We start from the raw sequence: 19,064 nt of genomic DNA, 5'->3' as shown, positions 1-19,064 counted from the left end.
CCAGCGTTCGTCCTGAGCCAGGATCAAACTCTCATTAAAAGTTTGAGTTCTCACTCATTTCTGTCACTGACAGATTTATTGTTTTTCATTGTTCAGTACTACAACCTTAGTTGTAGTGCCCTGCACATTGGTTCGTCTTGTTCAGTTTTCAAAGGTCTTTGTCACTCACTTCTCTCAAGCGACAACTATATTAGTATATCACAGTTGCTTTCGCTTGTCAACACTTTTTTGAAACTTTTTTAAAACTTTTTTCATCAAGTGCCTCAACCGCAACATACCATAGTCCGTACGGGATTCGAACCCGTGTTACCGCCGTGAAAAGGCGGTGTCTTAACCCCTTGACCAACGGACCTGAGTTATTATTTTCAACTCTTACTATTATACCGACTTTTCAAACTTTGTCAACACCTTTTTTTAAACTTTTTTTATTAATTTTACAACAGCTTCAGTTCGAGCTGTATGTGGGAACATATCGACCGACTGGATATAATGAAGATCATAGACTTCTACTAAGCGTACCAAATCACGAGCCAAGGTCGAAACATTACAAGAAATATAAACCATTTTTTCTGGCACATAAGTAAAAATAGTATCTAATAACTTATCATCCAGACCTGTACGTGGTGGGTCCACAATCAGAGCATCTGCTCGGTAGCCTTCCTTGTACCAACGAGGAATAATCTCTTCTGCCGTTCCAGCTTCATAATGAGTATTGTCAAATCCCATTCTTTTCGCATTTCGCTTGGCATCTTCAATGGCTTCTGGAATAATATCCATACCTCTGAGTGTTTTTACTTTCTTTGCAAAGGCAAATCCAATCGTTCCAACTCCACAATAAGCGTCAATCAAATGGTCTTCTTTAGTAACATCCAAGGCTTTTACCGCCTCGTTATAAAGAACTTCTGTTTGTTCAGGATTTAGTTGATAGAACGCTCGAGGAGATAGTGAAAATTCATAATCGAGTACACCTTCTTGAATACTCTCTTCTCCCCAGATAATCTCTGTCTTTTCACCATAAATCTCACTGGTTTTAGCTTTATTTGTATTCACAGCTACTGTCACAACTTCTGGGAAATCTTTAACTAAGTCTTTTACTAGTTGGGTTAAATTAAGCTGACGATTTGTAACAATAATAATCTGAACCTGTCCAGTCTTTCTTGCTCGTCGAACCATTATAGTTCTAACACCTAGAACTTTTCTCTCATCCGTGATTGGAATCTGGTGATAAGTAAGTAATTCTGCTAGGCGATTAGCAATCACTTGGGTTTCCTTGTCTTGTACCAGGCAGTCTTTCAACTCTACTAAATAGTGAGAGTTTTGTGCATATAAGCCCGCCTTGACCTGATTCTTAAATTTTCGAGTCTGAAATTGTAACTTAGCACGGTAGTACTTGGGTTCTTGCATTCCAATCGTCGGGCGGATTTCATAATTTTCATATCCTGCAGGGGCAAATTTTTTCAGTGCTTGGTGAAGTAAGTCCGTCTTGAACTCTAGCTGCTTATCATAATGCAGGTGCATGATTTGGCATCCTCCGCACTCATTGTAAATAGTACATGCTGGCACAACACGGAATTTAGACTTCTTGTTGACCTTCAGTAATTTTGCCTCAACAAAGTTACGTTTAATAGAAGTAATCTGACAATAGATATCTTCACCTTTGAGTGCACCAGGCACAAAGACTAAGGTTTTTTGATAAAAGCCGATTCCCTCACCATTAATTCCCATGCGCTTGATTTTTAATGGTATTTTTTGTTTCACTTTCAGATTCATACCCCTATCTTATCACATTTTGAGTTATTCCGCTACCGCTTGATTTTTATATTTCATTAGTAAGTAAAGACCTTGATATTCCTGATTTTCTTTAAAATCATATTTCCTTATATTTTCTTTAAATTCTTTAAAAGTTCCTAAAAATGTTCACAAAAAAAGCCCCATAAAGGAGCCACTATACTATATGATGAGTTCAGCAGGCAAGAAACTAGCACGGTCAAACGTGCTTTTTTTATTACCTATTACCATTATACCATATATCACCAACCTATATATTCTAAAATCTAAAAGCCCTTAGATTCATTTCTAAGGGTTTCTAGTTGATTCATGGAGTTTTCTATATGATGAAGCCCTAAAACGGGGCGTCCTAGACTCCAGTTATTCATCTGATGGCTACTTATATGCTTCTAGTTCTCCGTTCTGGTGGATTCTAGCAAAGTTTAAGACAGCTATCTGTTTGTATCTATGATAATTAGTGGATTTTATCCCAGCAATTTCTAAGCATTCACTTACTGTTTTCTTCCTCATGTAACAATAATGGATAATAAAGTATTTTCTGGCTCGCTTGTTTTCTATCTTATTGATATCATAGACAAATGTTTCTAGACTCTCTCTGATTGCTTTTTCATGCTTACTAGTCAAATTCCACTGATCAGGTAGAACAAGTTTCCAAGCCTCTTCATCTATCCTAACTTGGTTTTCACTTCCTGCCATCCTCTGGAATCTCAGAAAGTAGGTCATCCGCTTTCTACTTTAAATTACAAGGGTAAAAGCTTAATTTCTTCTACTAAATTTCTTCATTTTTCAAAACTAATCTTTTTCTGATAAATTGGTAGGTTTTTACCCCCTTTTTGTCTGGAGGTCTCCGACTTGGAAAAAGTTCCCTTCACCGGTACCCTACTGGCCAGAAAGATTTTTTAAAAGGTGGGGGGGAGTCAATATCCTTTCAACTCAACAAATTACCAGGTATCATTGTTTTAAGTTGGACAACTCTTCAGTATGACAAGTTCAAGGGAAATTTCTTTAATTTATCCCCTCAGTTTCTCATATCTTACATTCTGTGAAACTCACTCCATTCTGTAAACCCCTGATATACCTTGCTTTCAAGCTATTACTTCTTTTCAGTTTATGCTTACTTTGTTATGTGAAACTTAGTAAAGTTAAAAAACAAAGGCTAGTAATACTTCTTTTAATCATTCAGAATATTATTAGCCTTGTTTAAAGAATCAATTATTTTCTAGATACTCTTTAGCTTTATGGTAGTCCTTTGGAGATTCTAAGAAGAAAGGTAAAATAGTATGTGGGTATACTTCAGTTCGATACCGCGACAACTGATATTTCTGACTTAATTCTTTTACTACACTATTGTTTATTTCTTCAACTTCTTTTTTCAAATTTTGAATCTCATCAAAAGCATTTAGAATCTGTTTAAGTTTTTTCTGGTAACGCTTATAAACATTCTTATTTTCTGCCTGGCGCTTAGTTTCTTTAAAAATATATTCAAAAAGAGCCAAACTTAATTCCCATTCATCGTTTTCAAATTGTTTCTCCAGTAATTTAATAGATTCTTCCATTCTTTCAAGCTGCTCTATAGTTTCGGAGTTATTAGATAAAAATTCATCGATATTATCAAACGAAACATCTTGCTTCCTTACGATGTTTTTTCTTTTTTTATCTAGCTTTTCTCTTGCTCCTCTTATTTTATTCTTTTTATCATTTAGCTCTTCTAGTAATAAAAATACTTTTTCTTTATCCATTTCTTTCTCCTAGTTCCATTGAATAAAATAACCACAATCTTCTTCAACTTTTTTTACATCAAATCGGGTATGTAAAATCAACCGTTTTCCAAAATAGTCATTCGCATTCACCCAACTAAGTGTATCTTTCTTGCGATCAAACAAAGTAACAAAGTTTTCTAGATCTCCGATAAAGCCTTTTTTGTCACCTTTATTCCCTAATGTTGTATCATCTACAATTAAAAAGTTATCTACAAAGAATGTTTCACTTGTCCCTGTCTCTTTATCAACTTTAAGGAGATAATTTCCTGAAGTGTCTTTCATTTTTTCTAAGACACTAAATAGTGATTGACTAACAACCATAGATACATTTCGCTCTGGATTGATTAAAGAAACAATAGATTTCAAGTCGTCCATACTTGTAGCAGTCTGCACTTTCGCAGTTTGGAGAATTTTCCCAATCTCTCTATTTCGTGTTCTACGTTTTAATTTAATAATCTTCTTACCAAGAAAATCCGTTAAATTATATTGGCCATCATCTAATTGTTCCTGTGAAAAATCAAGTTTTCCACTGAATAATTTAACTAAGTAATCAACGCTGATAGTTTTCTTTTTATCTGCTTCTGTTCTCTCAACCGAATTTTCGCTAACTTCTTGTAATGAATCAGATTCAAAGTCAGTCACTTCATACTTCCCACCACGGGTACGAGTCTCAATAACATTTACTAGATCAACCAGCTCTTTACGTTGATGTTCATCTCCATAACTATCAAGGATTGGTTTTTCAATGAGTACATGATTATTTTCTACGTTCATCCCTCTAGTGTTATAACCTGTACTTCGGATATAAGCTTCTAAATTTTCTTTTTGTTTAACTAAGTTAGTTGTCATTTTTTGCTCCTTCATCTTTTAATATCTGATTTTTGTTTATAATTCTTTCTAAAATTCTTTGCTCTTAGCTTTTCTTTTATGACTCTCCGAGCCTTTAGAATCATTTTTTCTAGATTTTGATTTGTCTTGTTTGTTAGCATGTTTTTCTAGTATTTCTTGTTTCCGTTGTTCTAAACTATCATCTTCTTTTTTACACTGAGAAAAGATTTTCTGTCTTTTATCTGGATCCATAGAAAACTTATTGGCTACTACATACCCTAAAGAAGTATCTCCTGACATCACCCTCACCCCCTTTCTATGCAAACAAAAAGGGACATACCACTAGCATTATATGCTTACGGTATGTCCCTGAGTTGTTCTCAATAGACTTATTTTTTAGTTTCTTTTTTGACTAGATGGGTAAACTTCCCATCTGAATAGAATAAAGTAACTTCTCCAAAACTTGGAACTTTTTCTATCTCTATTATACCACATTTTTCATAGACAACAAAGCCTTTTTCTGTTGCAAATCGCATTTTATCATCATTCATTGATATTCTCCCCTCACTGTGTTTATAGTGTATCTCTTATCTTTGATCGTAAAAGCCTTGAAAGTGTTCCCTTCTAAACCTTTCAAAATTCTACTTTCATTTTCAAACCTCTCTTAAAAAAATTCTTAGAGTTCATAAAAAAGTGTAGTCATTTTGGGATATCTAGTGACTACGCTCTCCGCCTTACAGTCACAAGGCTTTTCGCCATGCGTAGTCATGTAGTCACCTTGCTCCCAAAAAAATAAACAATAAACGCCTTTTATCTTTTATCTTGATATACTCTTTAATAAATAGAAAATAACTACATTTTTATATAAAAGTCAATAATACCAAAGGTTTAGGGGTGTAGTCAGTAAAATAGTAAAAACAACACTTTTTTCTAACCCCTTATGTATCAAGGGTTTTCTTCCTATTTAAAATGTAGTCACTTTTTAAAAATAAACTACACTGACTACATTTTTTTAACGTAAGCTGGTTTAATACTTTTACCAAATCTTGTTGATCGCCTATGTTCCCAGCCGTCTCGGTTTTGCATATACTTTTTAACCTTAGCCTTATCCTTTGGCGGTACTTTGTCAGTCAAATACACCTCTTGAAAAAATAGGTTAATGGTCATCTTATCCCTATCTACCAGCTCGCCATAGGTGTCTGTGTCCAGTTCAACCGTTCCGCCCCTGTTATTTCTATAGTATCCCTCGTTCATCATATCATAGATATAATAGCATCGCGTCCTGTCGGTAATCGGGAACTGATACATTCTTTTTGGGTAAGGAGTGCCTAAATAGCGCTCCAAATCCTCAAGGGTTTCATCAACAAACTTGTAACGGCTTCTAACCTCATTTACTAGCTTTTCCTGCTCGTCTGTCAGGTTCAAGACTTGGTTAGCTCTCCAAGCCATCACCATAGCACCCCAAAAGTGTCTACGGTCTTTCTCTGTCCACTTCCTGCCCCTATAAGCGGTGTCTTTGTGTACCTCAGCAACCAGAAAGCGCCTTTCTCCTGTCAGGTCGTTTAAATAATCATGGTCATTGGTTGCCCTCACAATAATAAAACTCTTAGGCAATCGCCTGTCGCTGGAGGCGTAAGGCGGTCTAAACTCCAGCTTGGTTTCTGTGATGAATTTCTTCAATTCTGAAAAACTAGCCTTTTTACTGGCCACCATCTCATCATCAAATACACACCAGTTTCTTACCATTCTAGCCTTGTCATCTTTATCTGTGAAGGTCTCAACGGTTGTAAAATACTTGTGAGTAAAAAGCCCCTCAAAAAATTGGGGCTTTCCTACTCCCTGCCTTCCAGTCAAGTCCAGCACAAAGTCAAACTTAACAGTAGGGTCAAACACCTTGGCAACCGCTCCACGGAAAAACAAGTCCATAATAATACGGTTATATTCGTCATCCTTGATATTGAGATAATGCCTTAAAATATCAAAGGGATCACGCTGATTCACTAACTCTTTATACTCGCTTTCGCAAGATTCCAGATAGTCTTTTAAGGGGTTGTAGCTGTGTTCTCCAGCCACCACTTCTAAGATATCAGCGATATCCCCTTTTTTATAATCCATCTTATACTTGGTAGCAATATAAGCCCTAATCTCTCTGATAATCAGGTCATCGATTGTACCGCTCAAGGTTCTACCATTTAACTTAATAGACTTGGTAACGTCAATTTCATATGTAAAAGCGTTGTACTGTATCGCCCCTTTTAGCTTACTATCCCCACTCAAAATCTTCTTGAGATTGTCCAAGGTGATGACAAAGCCTTTTCCTTTGGTTTTAGGTGTTAAATCCAGGCTGTTGTTTTCCTCGTTAGTCTCCCTTGCTTGGGTCAAGTCCACCACGGTAGGCGGTATTTGTTGCTGATTCTCTTCGATAATTTTACTTACAATTTCTTCACTATTCAAAAGCCACCTCCTTATAGAATTTTGTCGCTACTTCTAGAAAGTAGCTTGCTAGGTCTTTGCGTTTAACGATTGCTGAAAATAAATCCACCAGCTGACTAAAACTGTAGCCATTGACAAATAGCAAGCGGACAAAAAGTGAAGTCTCATATCTGGTATAAATGCCATTACAAATCAGGTCAAAAACCCAGCCTTTTAACTCCACTCCAAGCCCCTGCCGTTGCTCGGTCAATTTGTTTACCTCTAAATCTTTCAGGATCGTCAGCAAGTCAGGACTGGCCAAAACTATCTCCAAGTCTCTAACTAACCTCCAACCCTCTACTTCCTCTTTTTCGTCTTTGACAGTCACATACAAGCCTTTATAGTGGAAATTCGTCAGCGCTTCGCCAATCGGTTCAAAGTAGATGAATTTGAAGTGATTCTCATTCTTCCAAGCTTGGGTAGGGGTAGACTTGAGAAAGCCGAATAAGGCTAATTTGTCACTAGACAAGGTTAACTCTATCACTCTCATTCTCCCACCCCCATAAACTTACGGATATCGTCCACTTTATAATAAACTTTTCTGCTATCGTCTCCTGGAGGTTGATAACGTTTCAAGCCCATTCTTTCCCATTTTTGTAAGGTCAGATATTTTATATCTAACTCTTCCTGTACTCGTTTTGCGGAAATCAACCCAATGATTCGGGGAGGTATTTTCTCATGACTTTTTAGGTAACGTTCTAAGGCTTCTAATATTTTTATTTGAAGTTCTTCAATCATCATTTCAAACATATCGTCACCTCCACGGCTTAATGCCTGCAAGCTGGATATACCGCCCATAATCTGGGCTTAAACTTTCGCTAGGACTTTCTCCTAGTTTCCTGTTTTCTCGCTCCATTTGAGCGCACTTTTTGCGGTCTCGATGATTTAGATATATGAGAAGGCCAATCAAAATCACGGTAAAAATAAGCGCCTGTGTATTGTTTAAATCTAGTTCATTCATGTCATGCCCTCGCTTTGTAATTCTTGATATATAACTGTTGGGCTTGATATTCCATCTTTTGGAAAGCTTCAACTTCTTGAACGGTTACTTTTTTATTGATAAAATCAACGATAAACTGAAATAAATTCGGATCGTTTACCTTTAAATCAGCCATGAAGTTATCAAATTCTGCTTGTGTCATTTTTCTTATATCTGGTGTTATCATCTGACTTGTACCCCAATTCTTCAAAATTCTCACAATTAAGGAGATAAACTGCAATCCCGTCCAACTCTCTATGGAGTTGTTCCATCTGGTCACGAATAACGGCCAAGCCCTCTGCCGTCTGTTTAGATAAGATAAAAGTATCTGCTCCGTTATTTTTCGCTATTATCAGCGAATTGCTCAACTGTCTAACTAATTCAATTCTGGGAAGCACATCTCCAAGTCTGCCCCCTTGCTCTTGAATTTCCTTTATGTTTAATGTCATATTGTTTTCCTGTGCCTTTTTCCTGCTTTTTCCTATACGTAATTACCATCACTCCAAACGCTGGGCGATTGCCCCAAGTTGACGAACGCTTGTAGTGATGTTTCGTGGGTAATCACCCACATTTTTGCTAAACAAGTGCTTAGAGTCGCCGTGTCAGCACTCGTTTTTCAAAACCTTTTCTAATTGCTTGCCTGCACTTCGGTTTTCTTAGTTTTTCTTCGTTTCGTTTTCGATTTGATCGCCTAATCTTTTCCAAGCTCTATCAAATTCATCACGTTGGATTTCTCTGCTATGTAATTGCCTTGCTAATTCCATACCTCTACGCATGAATCTAGCAAAGTGTGTTTTTGCTTCCATTCCTAACCCTCCATCATGTCATAAAGTAGGGCGTAGTGCTTATCTGGTATTCTGTCCAAGGCTTTCAAGCCGTCATGTTCTGCTTTTTGTCTGGTTTCCGCCTTGACCGTGCTATCAAAGGCGATAGAAAAGGCGTTTAGCATTGCCTTATAGCGGTCTACGCTCTTCAAATAGCGCCCACGGTCTGACAATTCCTTGTCTTCCAGTTCCTCTTTTACCGAATCGTCCAAGAGTGCGAACTTGGAGTACACCCCTTTTTCCACTTCAAATCCTAGACGCTTGTTTTGTCTCAGGTTGTAAAGATTGACTCTGCAACTCTCCAAGTTGCGATAGCCTAATACTCCAGCAATTTCTTCTAAATTTTTGCCCTCTAATTCGGACAATTTTTCAGCAATATCTTTGAATTTTACTGCTTGATGTTGTTTTCCCATTGTATACCTCATCTTTTGGGTACGCAAAAAGCGTACTCTATTTCTGTGTTTGACAAATAAGAGTACGCATGATAAGATATTTACGTACCTCATTCGTGGGGGCTGAGTCTGTTACGTTATCGCTTTGGTCGGTTGAGAACGTAGCAGGCTTCTTTTATTTTTGTGACTTTAAAAGTTGAATGCCTTTAACTATCGTGTCAGCTTTAGAAATATTCAAACTGTCAGCAACTTCTTGAATTTCGTTGTATTCGTCTGCTGTCAGTCTAACCTCTAATCGTTTATCACGCTTAGCATTCCCCTTTATAGGTCTTCCTGTTCTTGGGCTCATTATATCACTCCTTTACTTTTGCCCGTGCTTTTATTATATACTTATGCACGGTATAATGTCAACCCCTAAACCGAAAAAATTTAAAATCTTCCCAGCGTACCTTATTTTATTTTCAATGTACTAGCGAAAACCGCTATATTATGCTATAATCAAGGTATAGAAAAAATATCTATACCCTTATTCTTGTCGCTTGCTTCGGTCGCCAAACTCTCCGCAAGTGACTTTTTTTGTTGCCTTTTTTCATGCTTTCTTCCCTGCCTGGGGGCTATAAAGCAAGTCTTTACTTTCGATAAGATCCAGAATCCAGCTGAATCCCTGCTCCACCGTTTCAAGAAATGCACCTAGGTCTTCACTGTCCAAATCCTCGTAGTTCATACAAAGATATTCGGCTAGTTGTCTGTCCATTTCAACTAGCTTTTTAAAATCCTTGAAATACTTGGGAATTTCTAACCCCTTGGCATTTGTAACTGTCTTAAAATCGTTGTCCATTGGTTCGCTCCTTTCTTCTTTTGTCAGTGCTTGCCACCTAAAACAGTACCAAGGTAAAGCATGAGACATACTTCAGGAGAATAGTTCCTTAATACTGCCATAGGTAGCAAGCAAAGTAGGCTAGTAAATAGTTAGCTAGATCCTTTCATCAATCCCCAGTGGTAAAGCACCACATGAGAAATCTGTAAATGTAGAGTAGTATTACGATTAGTTCGCTCCTTTCTAATACTCTTCTAAAAGCCACTCTATTACACTTTCGTAAATGCGCTTAGGTGCATCATAGTTGCCAGCTTCAATTTTTGCTAGAGTGGGAGGTGTAATTTTCAGTTTCTTGGCTAATTGAACTTTCCCAAGTTGAAGCTCTCCTCTTTTTCGACGAACTTTTTTTGCATGCTCTATCGTTATCAACATTATCAAATCACTCCTTTCTCAAAAACTTCGATTTAGACGAAAGTTTTTTCATCACATTTTGAATTATAAACGAATTTTTTTTCGTTGTCAAGCGATAAATGAAATTTTTTTCGTCTATGATTTTATTTTTTCTCTCTACTATGTTATACTCTAGGTAAACATATAAGAGGACAAATAATGGAAAAACAAACACCCAAAAATAATTTAAAAAAACTTAGAATTGAAAAAGGATTCTCTCAAAAAGAATTTTACGAAGATATTATAATAAAAAAACTAGGATTGGATATTACTTTACGGACTTATCAAAATTGGGAAAATCCTAATAATGAAATTAAAGCAAAACCTGCTTTACTACTTGCTGAATATTTCAAAATTGAAATCGGGGAATTACTAGGCTATGAAGATAATTTTGATTATGTATCTAAAAAAGTTATACAAGCAATTGATAAATTTAAAGACCAAGTTTCAAGTCAGGGAATTACAAATTATGAAGACGTTGAAAGAATAACAGAAGCCAATAAAACCATAAAAGAATTTTTGAAAGATACAGATAAATTCAAGAGGTATCAACAATCATTTCCTCTAAAATTATCTTTGGCAATCCAAGACCTTATAGAGTTAGATAACATTAAGCAAACCGACTACGCTAAACTGCTTATAAATTATCAAATATTAGAAGAATCAGATCAAGTCAAAATTTTTGAAATTATTGATTCACTCGCAACGAAAACTACTATATTAAACAAAGAAGAAGATGACGAAGACGAAATTTTTGCTAAAACTAACAAGGAGTAACTCTCATGGGATTTTTTGATAACATTAAAGACGCTAGCACTCACTCAACTGCTTCAAATGCTACTGATTTACACTATGTAGTCCTTCAAGTAACCTTAAAAGAGAAATTTTTTGGTACTGGATCAGGAAACTTGACAGAATTAGAAAACGTCATTAACACCCAAGTAGCAAAAGGCTACCGCCTGCATACAATCACAACCGCCAATGGTGGAAGCAAAGGGCTAGGCGGTGGCGACCGTATTCAAGCCACAATGGTTTTTGAGAAAATTCTATAAAAATCCCCCATATTCGCCAATAGCGCCCCTATTTCCAAGGTCTATTGTGCAAAAACAGGGGAAATTGAAGAATAGAAAGCCATTTTTACAGACTAAAGCGCAAAAAACGGCAAAATAATTATTGACAAAATAGCGTTTTTGTCAATAATTAAAAAGTTAAATCGAGCTATTATTGACAAAATAGCGTTTTTGTCAATAATTAAAAAATTAAATCGAGCTATTATTAACAAAATAGCGTTTTTGTCAATAATTAAAAAATTAAAAGGAGCTATTAATGACAAAGTTACATTTTTGTCATTAATTAAATTTAGAGTATGGAGTATAAAAGTCTAAAAAAATTTATTACAGTGAACGTAGTATTTATGAAAAAGAATACCTACAAAGAATAAATGGATACGGCACCACAAAAACTACAATGTTTCCATATCTGATGAAAAAAGAGGAGTTCGCAACAAACGAATATCCACTATTTGTTGTACCAATTATGGAAATCCAACTTCTTTCCCAAAAAATCATTGAATTATCTTCTACTATCACAGATTTAGCTAATGATCTACCAGACGTTGCTCATCAACAATTTTATAATGAACAACTATTCAATGCCATTATTTCCACAAATGAAATTGAAGGCATTGGAACTACAAGAAAAGATGTAGCAGTTGCAATTGAGGCTCTTAACAAAGATAAAAAAGAAAAACTGAAACATAAATCTACTGTCCGAATGTATCTAGATATACTTTCAGAAGATTATCTAAATGTAACAGAACTAACTCATATTCGAGAAATATATAATGCATTAACTAGCGGAGAAATTGAAGATGATGATGAACTGGATGGTGAACTATTTAGGAAAAACTATGTCTCTATTGTTAATAATCAAAATGGGAAGATAGAGCATATTGCGCCAGGTAAAGAAGAGACAATTAAGGAAATGCTACTTAGCTGGATTCATTTCATCAATATAGAAAATGTTCCTTTCCTTATAAAAGCTAGTCTAGCACATTATTTTTTTGAAAACATTCATCCGTTTTATGATGGCAATGGAAGAACTGGCCGTTATATCCTATCTAAGTATCTTTCAAGAAAATTAGATAAATTTTCAGGCCTTATTATTAGTAAAAAAATAAATGAAGATAAAAATAAATACTATAAAGCATTCTCAGATACTGGAAACATACTAAACAAAGCAGATGGTACTCAATTTGTACATACAATCTTAAGTTTTATTATTAAGGGACAATATGAAATAATAAATACACTATCAGAAAAACAAGAAATGCTATACTATTACCATCAAAAATTGCAAGATAGTAGTTTCACTGATATTGAAGCAACGATATTATTTCTACTTATTCAATCCCAATTATTTGTGTCAGATTTTGAAGCAAGCATTAACGACAATGAACTTTTGAATCTTTTACAACATACTGAATATTCACAAAGAAGTCTAAAACAAACTATAAAAGATTTAGAAAACAAAAAAACATTAATTAAAGTTGCAAAGCGCCCATTAAAACATGCAATAGTTGAAGAATTCTTTGATTATAGTACAAAATAGTTAACACTATTTATTAATGACAAGTTAAATTAAAATTCTCGTAGCCCCTCGCATGGTATAAACTCAAAACCTTTTCTAATATTGACATCTATTAGACTTTAATCTATAATTAAGTTACTTAGAGGTTTACCCTCATATTTTTAAACTTTGAGCCTCAGCGCTCCAGGGAAGTAGCTTAGTTGTTACTTCCTTTTTATTTTCTAAATAAAACTTTTGAAATATCAGGGGGTGACACCTCATATAAGCCCCATATCCGCCTTGTTTTCTATTCTGGTACAAAATTTACCGTCTGACTGCTTAAAATCGAAAATAAGGGGTTTCTCGTAGCTCCTCGCATGGTATAAACTCAAAACCTTTTCTAATTGCTTGCCTGCTGATGGAAAAGGAGTAAAACCATGAAGATTACAGAGTACAAAAAGAAAGATGGATCAGTAGTTTACCGTTCCAGCGTTTATCTTGGTATCGATACCGTAACAGGTAAGAAAGTCAAGACAACTATTTCAGACAGAACCAAGAACAGACTCAAAAGCAAGGCTATCCAAGCCAAAGTAGAGTTTGAAAAAAACGGCTCAACAGTCACAAAAACCGTTAATGTTACCACCTATCAGGAATTGACGAACCTCTGGCTAGAAAATTATTGCCATACAGTCAAACATAGCACCCTTATAGGCGCAAAAAACAACATAAAAAAGTATCTCCTACCAGCCTTTGGAGACTACAAACTAGATAAACTAACGCCCCCAACCATTCAGCACCAGGTAAACCAGTGGGCAATAGATTACAATCAACTAGGAAAAGGTTATCAGCAATATAACCAACTCCATGCCCTAAATAAACGCATATTATCCTATGCCGTTTCCTTGCAAGTCATTGCTTCAAATCCAGCTAGTGATATCATCGTCCCACGGCGCAAACCCAAAGAAGGGCAAAAACTGAAATATCTGGATGACGACAATTTGAAAAAATTCTTAGATTATCTGGATCAGTTGCCGAACACTTACAAAAATTTCTCCGATACGGTGTTATATAAGACACTTCTAGCAACTGGTTTGCGTATTCGTGAGTGTTTAGCCTTGGGATGGTCTGATATTGACCTACAAAACGGTAGTATTTCAGTTACCAAGACTTTAAACACCCTAAAAGAAATCACTAGCCCTAAAAGTAAAAGTAGCATTAGAGAAATAGCACTTGATACCAAAACGGTACTCATGCTTCGGCTCTATAAAGCAAGACAATCCCAATTAGGTAGGGAAATAGGGGTAACTTTTGAAAAAGTGTTCTCTGATACCTTTGACAACTATAGAGAAGCTGGAGCGCTCAGATTCAGACTAGAAAAGCATTTAAAACTGGCTGGATGTCCTCGTTTGAGTTTCCACGCTTTCCGACACACCCACGCTAGTCTATTGCTTAATGCTGGCCTGCCTTATAAAGAAATCCAAACACGGCTAGGCCATTCTAAAATTTCAATGACTATGGACATCTATAGTCATCTATCCAAAGACAATAAGAAAAAGGCGACTTCCTTTTATGAAAAAGCCATTGAGAATCTACAAAGTTCCTAAAAAGTTCTTAAAATTCATCATTAAGGGACAAAAAACGGCTATATCAAGGGGTTTCAGCTTTTTCTCACATTTTGAGTTATAATAGAACTATGAAAATCACAAAACTTGAAAAGAAAAAAGACTCTATCTGATGGAGCTTGATAATTGCGACAAATGCTACATCACCGAAGATACAATTGTTCGTTTTATGTTATCGAGAGATAAGGTGATAAGCGAAGAGGAATTGAAAGAGATTCAGGACTTTGCTCAATTTTCTTATGGTAAGAATCTAGCCCTCTACCACCTATCCTTTAAAGCGCGCACTGAAAAAGAAGTCAGAGAATATCTGAAAAAATACGATATTGATGAAAACATCATTTCTCAAGTCATTATTAATCTTAAAGAAGATAAGTGGATTAATGATAATCAGTACGCTTATGCTATCATCAATGCCAATCACCTTTCAGGAGACAAGGGGCCTTATGTACTGACTCAGAAACTAACACAAAAAGGGATTTCAAAATCTACTATAGAAGAGACCTTGAAAGAATTTGATTCTTCGGAAGTTGCTCAACGTGTAGCCAATAAACTATTGAAGAAATATGAAGGAAAACTTCCAGCTCGTGCTTTGCAAGATAAGATTATCCAGAATCTGACCAACAAGGGCTTCTCCTACTCTGATGCTAAAAGTGCCTTTGACGAGTTGGATAGTCAAGTTGACCAAGAAAAGACTCAGGAACTCATCTTCAAGGAGCTTGATAAGCAATATGCTAAGTATGTCCGAAAATATGAAGGATACGAACTTAAACAGCGTTTAACTCAAGTTTTAGCACGAAAGGGCTACGATTTTTCGGATATAGCAAGCGCTCTCAGAGAATATCTTTAATATTTTCATGTAAAATTCACAGATTTTAGGCAATTTTATGGTACAATAGTAAATGATAAACTTATAAATTGTAGAAAGTTGGTTAGTTATGAAGCTTCCAAAAGAAGGCGACTTTATTACAATTCAAAGTTATAAGCATGATGGGAGTCTCCACCGAACTTGGCGGGACACCATGGTACTAAAAACAACAGAAAACGCCATTATTGGTGTCAACGATCATACACTGGTTACCGAAAGTGATGGTCGTCGTTGGGTCACTCGAGAACCGGCTATTGTTTACTTTCACAAGAAATATTGGTTTAATATCATTGCCATGATTCGCGATAATGGAATTTCCTACTATTGCAATATGGCTAGCCCCTACTATCTGGATGAAGAAGCACTGAAGTATATTGATTACGATTTGGATGTTAAAATTTTTACAGATGGGGAAAAACGTCTCTTGGACGTTGAGGAGTATGAGCGTCACAAACGCAAAATGAATTATTCTGATGATTTGGACTACATTTTAAAAGAACATGTCAAAATTCTTGTTGATTGGATTAACAATGGACGCGGTCCTTTCTCAGAAGCCTATGTAAACATTTGGTACAAGCGCTATGTAGAACTAAAGAATCGGTAAAGTTGTCAAACTAGGGTGAAAGCCCTGGTTTTTTATTTTAATACTCAATAAAAATCAAAGAGCAAACTAGGAAACTAGCCGCAGGCTGTACTTGAGTACGGCAAGGCGACGTTGACGCGGTTTGAATTTGATTTTCGAAGAGTATAAAAACCCAGCTTTGCAGCTGGGCCTATCCTTATATATCTAATTTTGTAACTGTAAATTTGATATGGGAATAGTCTTTTTCAACATCCTTATCCAACAAGAACGCTGTGGCATCTTTCTTAACCTGAACCAGGTCAATATTCTGGGCTTGTGCTGCATAGACACATCCACAATAACATTGACGGTAAATGTCATACTCTTCACACATCTCTACCGAACGTTTGTAGCCTTGATTTTTCTTGAAATCACTTGGAAGATAGTGTGTTGTGTAAATTTTTTGCACATCGATTCCGATGCTGTTAATGGTTTGAGAATTCTTATGAGGACTGATGGTTAAAGCCGAACCAAAGTAGTCAAAACCTAAATCCATAGCCACTTGCGCTGTCTTATCCAGTCGGTAGTCAAAGCAAACCTTGCAACGGTCGCCACCTTCTGGCTCCTCCTCTAGTCCCCTAACTAGTTTTCGGTATTCATTGGGTTCGTAGGGAGCTTCTAGGTACTGAACCGTATTTCCTGTCCGCTCATTAAAATCACTAACAAATTGCTTGGTGACATAGGCCCGCTTATGGTATTCTGCCTTGGGATGGATATTAGAATTTGCAAAATAAATGGTCACATCTGCATACTTGGTCAAATATTCTAGGGTATAGGTACTGCAAGGGGCACAGCAAACGTGCATGAGAATAGTTGGCCGTTGCTCATTTTTCTCCCATACTTGTACCATCTTCTGCATGACACGGTCATAATTAATCTTCTGATTGGGGTTCATCTTGCTCAGAATTTCTTCTACATCGATCATGTTCTTCTCCTTTTTCTAGTCTTATTTTATCATATAAGTTAGGAGAGCTCAAATCAATTTAGAAGTGAATAGAATAAAAAGGAGGGTTAGTCATTCCCTCCTTTTGTGTTTTTTATAAGTTGTTTTCTATAGAAAGCTTACATCATGCCGCCCATCATGCTTGGATCCATTGCCGGAGCCGGAGCGACTGGTTCTGGTTTATTGGCTACGACTGCTTCCGTAGTCAAAATCAAGCTGGCTACAGATGCTGCATTTTGTAGAGCTGAACGACTCACTTTAACTGGGTCGATAATCCCTTGATCAATCATGTTGACCCATTCGCCAGTTGCTGCGTTGAAGCCTGTACCAACTTCAGCATTTTTCAAACGATCGATGACGATAGAGCCTTCAAATCCTGCATTGTGGGCGATTTGACGAACAGGTTCTTCCAAGGCACGGAGAACAATATTGCGCCCTGTCGCTTCATCTCCTATCAATTCCAAGGCAGCAACAGCTGGAATCACATTGGCAAGAGCTGTTCCACCACCTGCAACGATACCTTCTTCAACGGCTGCACGAGTAGCGTTGAGGGCATCTTCAATGCGGAGTTTCATTTCTTTCAACTCAGTTTCAGTTGCGGCTCCGACCTTGATTACTGCTACACCACCTGACAATTTTGCCAAGCGTTCTTGCAATTTTTCACGGTCAAATTCAGAAGTTGTGGTTTCGATTTGAGACTTGATAACTGCAACACGGTGAGAAATCGCTTCAGGATTTCCAGCACCTTCTACGATAACAGTGCTATCTTTATCCACAGTTACTCTCGCTGCTTGACCAAGAGCTTCAATTGTCGCATCTTTCAACTCAAGACCAAGGTCTTCTGTGATAACTGTTCCGCCTGTCAAGATGGCAATGTCTTCAAGCATAGCTTTGCGGCGGTCACCAAAACCAGGAGCCTTAACTGCTACTACGTTGAAGGTTCCACGAATCTTGTTCAAAACAAGAGTTGGAAGAGCTTCGCCATCCACATCATCCGCAATAATCAAGAGGGGACGATTGCTTTGGAGAATGCTTTCTAGGAGTGGCAAGATTTCTTGGATATTTGAAATCTTCTTATCAGTAATCAAAATGTATGGATTTTCAAGATCAGCTACCATTTTTTCGCTATCTGTTACCATGTACTGTGAAAGGTAACCACGGTCGAACTGCATTCCTTCAACAACTTCAAGCTCTGTTTCCATACCACGTGACTCTTCGATTGTGATGACACCGTCTTTACCAACTTTTTCCATTGCTTCAGAGATGTATTCGCCGACTTTTTCAGAACGAGAAGATACGGCAGCAACTTGAGCGATGGCTTCTTTGTTGGCAACAGGGATGGCATTATTTTTCAAGGCTTCAACTGCTGCAGCGACTGCTATTTCAATTCCACGACGGATGCCGATTGGATTTGCTCCAGCAGTGACGTTCTTAATTCCTTCACGGACAATTGCTTGGGTCAAAACAGTTGCAGTTGTAGTCCCGTCACCTGCAATATCATTGGTTTTTGAAGCTACTTCTGATACCAATTTGGCACCCATATTTTCAAAATGATCTTCTAATTCAATTTCTTTGGCAATGGTCACACCATCATTGGTAATCAAGGGTGAGCCAAATGATTTTTCCAACACAACGTTACGACCTTTTGGTCCCAAGGTTACTTTAACAGTGTCTGCAAGGATATCGACACCACGGACCATAGCTGAACGAGCATCAGATGAAAATTTAATTTCTTTTGACATACTTACTTTCTCCTTCTATTCTTCAATGATAGCTAAGATGTTAGCTTCTCCTACGATGATGTACTTTTCATCACCATCTTTTACATCAAGACCTGCGTGAGCTTCAACTAAGACACGGTCTCCAGCTTTAACACTTGGAGCAACCAAGTCACCGTTCAAGGTACGAACACCTTGTCCAGTAGCTACAACTTGAGCTGTTTTGGTTTTTTCTTGGGCTGAACCTGCGAGGACAAATCCTCCAACAGTTTGTTCTTTTTCTTCGATTTTTAAGACCACACGGTCTCCTAATGGTTTCAGCATCTGATTTCCTCCATAATGAGATAGATAGTATTAGCACTCTTTATATCTGAGTGCTAAATCATAGTTCTATTGTATCACTTGGTCAGAAATAG

Annotated in this window: 25 protein-coding genes, 1 tRNA gene and 2 pseudogenes; 6 read left to right on the top strand and 22 right to left on the bottom strand. The window is 36.9% G+C overall.

Features of this window, described 5'->3' with window-relative positions; genetic code table 11:
• Positions 1-280: 280 nt before the first annotated feature.
• The 19 genes and pseudogenes from SK608_RS02630 to SK608_RS02555 all read right to left on the bottom strand — a co-directional run bounded on the left by SK608_RS02630 (position 281) and on the right by SK608_RS02555 (position 10,292).
• Positions 281-352 (bottom strand) — tRNA-Glu (locus SK608_RS02630).
• Between the two features lie 62 nt (positions 353-414).
• Entirely contained in the window at positions 415-1,770 is a 1,356-nt protein-coding gene (rlmD, locus tag SK608_RS02625) for a 23S rRNA (uracil(1939)-C(5))-methyltransferase RlmD (RefSeq protein WP_033676350.1), read from the bottom strand.
• Positions 1,771-2,163: 393 nt separating this feature from the next.
• Positions 2,164-2,484, bottom strand: coding sequence for a transcriptional regulator (locus tag SK608_RS02620; RefSeq protein ID WP_235202149.1), 321 nt, complete (start codon positions 2,482-2,484; stop codon positions 2,164-2,166).
• Positions 2,485-2,996: 512 nt separating this feature from the next.
• Entirely contained in the window at positions 2,997-3,527 is a 531-nt protein-coding gene (locus SK608_RS02615; RefSeq protein WP_033676346.1) for a hypothetical protein, read from the bottom strand.
• A gap of 9 nt (positions 3,528-3,536) precedes the next feature.
• Positions 3,537-4,397 carry a phage major capsid protein gene (locus SK608_RS02610; RefSeq protein ID WP_033676344.1) on the bottom strand — a complete coding sequence of 287 codons (861 nt, stop codon included), beginning with the start codon at positions 4,395-4,397 and terminating at the stop codon, positions 3,537-3,539.
• Between the two features lie 48 nt (positions 4,398-4,445).
• Positions 4,446-4,676 (bottom strand): hypothetical protein, encoded by a 231-nt coding sequence (locus SK608_RS02605; RefSeq protein ID WP_033676342.1) that lies wholly within the window; start codon positions 4,674-4,676, stop codon positions 4,446-4,448.
• 89 nt (positions 4,677-4,765) lie between these two features.
• Entirely contained in the window at positions 4,766-4,927 is a 162-nt protein-coding gene (locus SK608_RS11410) for a hypothetical protein (protein WP_000997172.1), read from the bottom strand.
• A pseudogene (locus SK608_RS11630) lies at positions 4,924-5,028 on the bottom strand (ATP-binding protein); the annotation flags it as partial. The gene SK608_RS11410 and the pseudogene SK608_RS11630, both read right to left, overlap by 4 nt.
• A 350-nt stretch (positions 5,029-5,378) precedes the next feature.
• Positions 5,379-6,830 (bottom strand): virulence-associated E family protein, encoded by a 1,452-nt coding sequence (locus SK608_RS02600; RefSeq protein WP_033676341.1) that lies wholly within the window; start codon positions 6,828-6,830, stop codon positions 5,379-5,381.
• Positions 6,823-7,338: a hypothetical protein gene (locus SK608_RS02595; RefSeq protein WP_033676339.1), complete on the bottom strand. Its 516-nt coding sequence runs from the start codon at positions 7,336-7,338 to the stop codon at positions 6,823-6,825. The genes SK608_RS02600 and SK608_RS02595 overlap by 8 nt, the downstream gene beginning before the upstream one ends.
• The gene (locus SK608_RS02590) at positions 7,335-7,598 is read right to left on the bottom strand and encodes a hypothetical protein (protein WP_033676337.1); all 264 of its coding nucleotides are present in this window, start codon (positions 7,596-7,598) and stop codon (positions 7,335-7,337) included. Before SK608_RS02590 ends, SK608_RS02595 begins: the two co-directional genes overlap by 4 nt.
• Before the next feature lie 4 nt (positions 7,599-7,602).
• A complete protein-coding gene (locus tag SK608_RS11625; RefSeq protein WP_033676335.1) occupies positions 7,603-7,809 on the bottom strand; it encodes a hypothetical protein in 207 nt (68 codons plus the stop codon).
• Between the two features lies 1 nt (position 7,810).
• Positions 7,811-8,011, bottom strand: coding sequence for a hypothetical protein (locus SK608_RS02580; RefSeq protein WP_033676373.1), 201 nt, complete (start codon positions 8,009-8,011; stop codon positions 7,811-7,813).
• Positions 7,971-8,276, bottom strand: coding sequence for a hypothetical protein (locus tag SK608_RS02575; protein WP_235202148.1), 306 nt, complete (start codon positions 8,274-8,276; stop codon positions 7,971-7,973). Before SK608_RS02575 ends, SK608_RS02580 begins: the two co-directional genes overlap by 41 nt.
• Positions 8,277-8,483: 207 nt before the next feature.
• Positions 8,484-8,633, bottom strand: a complete 150-nt coding sequence (locus tag SK608_RS11405) for a hypothetical protein (RefSeq protein ID WP_192855717.1) — start codon at positions 8,631-8,633, stop codon at positions 8,484-8,486.
• A gap of 2 nt (positions 8,634-8,635) precedes the next feature.
• Positions 8,636-9,064, bottom strand: coding sequence for a hypothetical protein (locus SK608_RS02570; protein ID WP_000517935.1), 429 nt, complete (start codon positions 9,062-9,064; stop codon positions 8,636-8,638).
• A gap of 154 nt (positions 9,065-9,218) precedes the next feature.
• Positions 9,219-9,392, bottom strand: coding sequence for a hypothetical protein (locus SK608_RS02565; protein ID WP_000075008.1), 174 nt, complete (start codon positions 9,390-9,392; stop codon positions 9,219-9,221).
• Between the two features lie 240 nt (positions 9,393-9,632).
• Positions 9,633-9,881, bottom strand: coding sequence for a hypothetical protein (locus SK608_RS02560; RefSeq protein ID WP_033676331.1), 249 nt, complete (start codon positions 9,879-9,881; stop codon positions 9,633-9,635).
• A gap of 222 nt (positions 9,882-10,103) precedes the next feature.
• Positions 10,104-10,292: a helix-turn-helix domain-containing protein gene (locus SK608_RS02555; protein ID WP_033676329.1), complete on the bottom strand. Its 189-nt coding sequence runs from the start codon at positions 10,290-10,292 to the stop codon at positions 10,104-10,106.
• 177 nt (positions 10,293-10,469) lie between these two features.
• Between SK608_RS02555 and SK608_RS10315 the strand changes: the two genes are divergently transcribed.
• From SK608_RS10315 to ntdP, 6 genes and pseudogenes are all read left to right on the top strand, one after another.
• On the top strand, positions 10,470-11,087 hold the full coding sequence (locus tag SK608_RS10315) for a helix-turn-helix transcriptional regulator (protein ID WP_050489909.1): 618 nt from the start codon (positions 10,470-10,472) through the stop codon (positions 11,085-11,087).
• Positions 11,088-11,092: 5 nt separating this feature from the next.
• Complete coding sequence (locus SK608_RS02545) at positions 11,093-11,362, top strand: hypothetical protein (protein WP_033676327.1); 270 nt, start codon at positions 11,093-11,095, stop codon at positions 11,360-11,362.
• A gap of 430 nt (positions 11,363-11,792) precedes the next feature.
• Positions 11,793-12,920 (top strand): Fic family protein, encoded by a 1,128-nt coding sequence (locus tag SK608_RS02540; protein WP_235202147.1) that lies wholly within the window; start codon positions 11,793-11,795, stop codon positions 12,918-12,920.
• A gap of 395 nt (positions 12,921-13,315) precedes the next feature.
• Positions 13,316-14,482, top strand: a complete 1,167-nt coding sequence (locus SK608_RS02535) for a tyrosine-type recombinase/integrase (protein ID WP_033676323.1) — start codon at positions 13,316-13,318, stop codon at positions 14,480-14,482.
• Positions 14,483-14,571: 89 nt separating this feature from the next.
• Positions 14,572-15,347: pseudogene (recX, locus tag SK608_RS02530) on the top strand (recombination regulator RecX).
• Positions 15,348-15,435: 88 nt separating this feature from the next.
• Positions 15,436-15,969 carry a nucleoside tri-diphosphate phosphatase gene (ntdP, locus tag SK608_RS02525; protein ID WP_000775316.1) on the top strand — a complete coding sequence of 178 codons (534 nt, stop codon included), beginning with the start codon at positions 15,436-15,438 and terminating at the stop codon, positions 15,967-15,969.
• A gap of 175 nt (positions 15,970-16,144) precedes the next feature.
• On the opposite strand, the gene SK608_RS02520 is transcribed toward ntdP, so the two are convergent.
• From SK608_RS02520 to groES, 3 genes are all read right to left on the bottom strand, one after another.
• Positions 16,145-16,912, bottom strand: coding sequence for an epoxyqueuosine reductase QueH (locus tag SK608_RS02520; RefSeq protein ID WP_033676319.1), 768 nt, complete (start codon positions 16,910-16,912; stop codon positions 16,145-16,147).
• Positions 16,913-17,049: 137 nt separating this feature from the next.
• The gene (groL, locus tag SK608_RS02515) at positions 17,050-18,672 is read right to left on the bottom strand and encodes a chaperonin GroEL (protein ID WP_033676317.1); all 1,623 of its coding nucleotides are present in this window, start codon (positions 18,670-18,672) and stop codon (positions 17,050-17,052) included.
• A gap of 15 nt (positions 18,673-18,687) precedes the next feature.
• Positions 18,688-18,972: a co-chaperone GroES gene (groES, locus tag SK608_RS02510; RefSeq protein ID WP_000917323.1), complete on the bottom strand. Its 285-nt coding sequence runs from the start codon at positions 18,970-18,972 to the stop codon at positions 18,688-18,690.
• Positions 18,973-19,064 lie beyond the last annotated feature (92 nt).

The organism is Streptococcus mitis subsp. hohhotensis (assembly GCF_000722775.1).
Taxonomy (GTDB): Bacteria; Bacillota; Bacilli; order Lactobacillales; family Streptococcaceae; genus Streptococcus; species Streptococcus carlssonii.
Note: the sequence above shows the minus strand (reverse complement) of the source record. Positions and strands in the feature narration are given on the sequence as shown.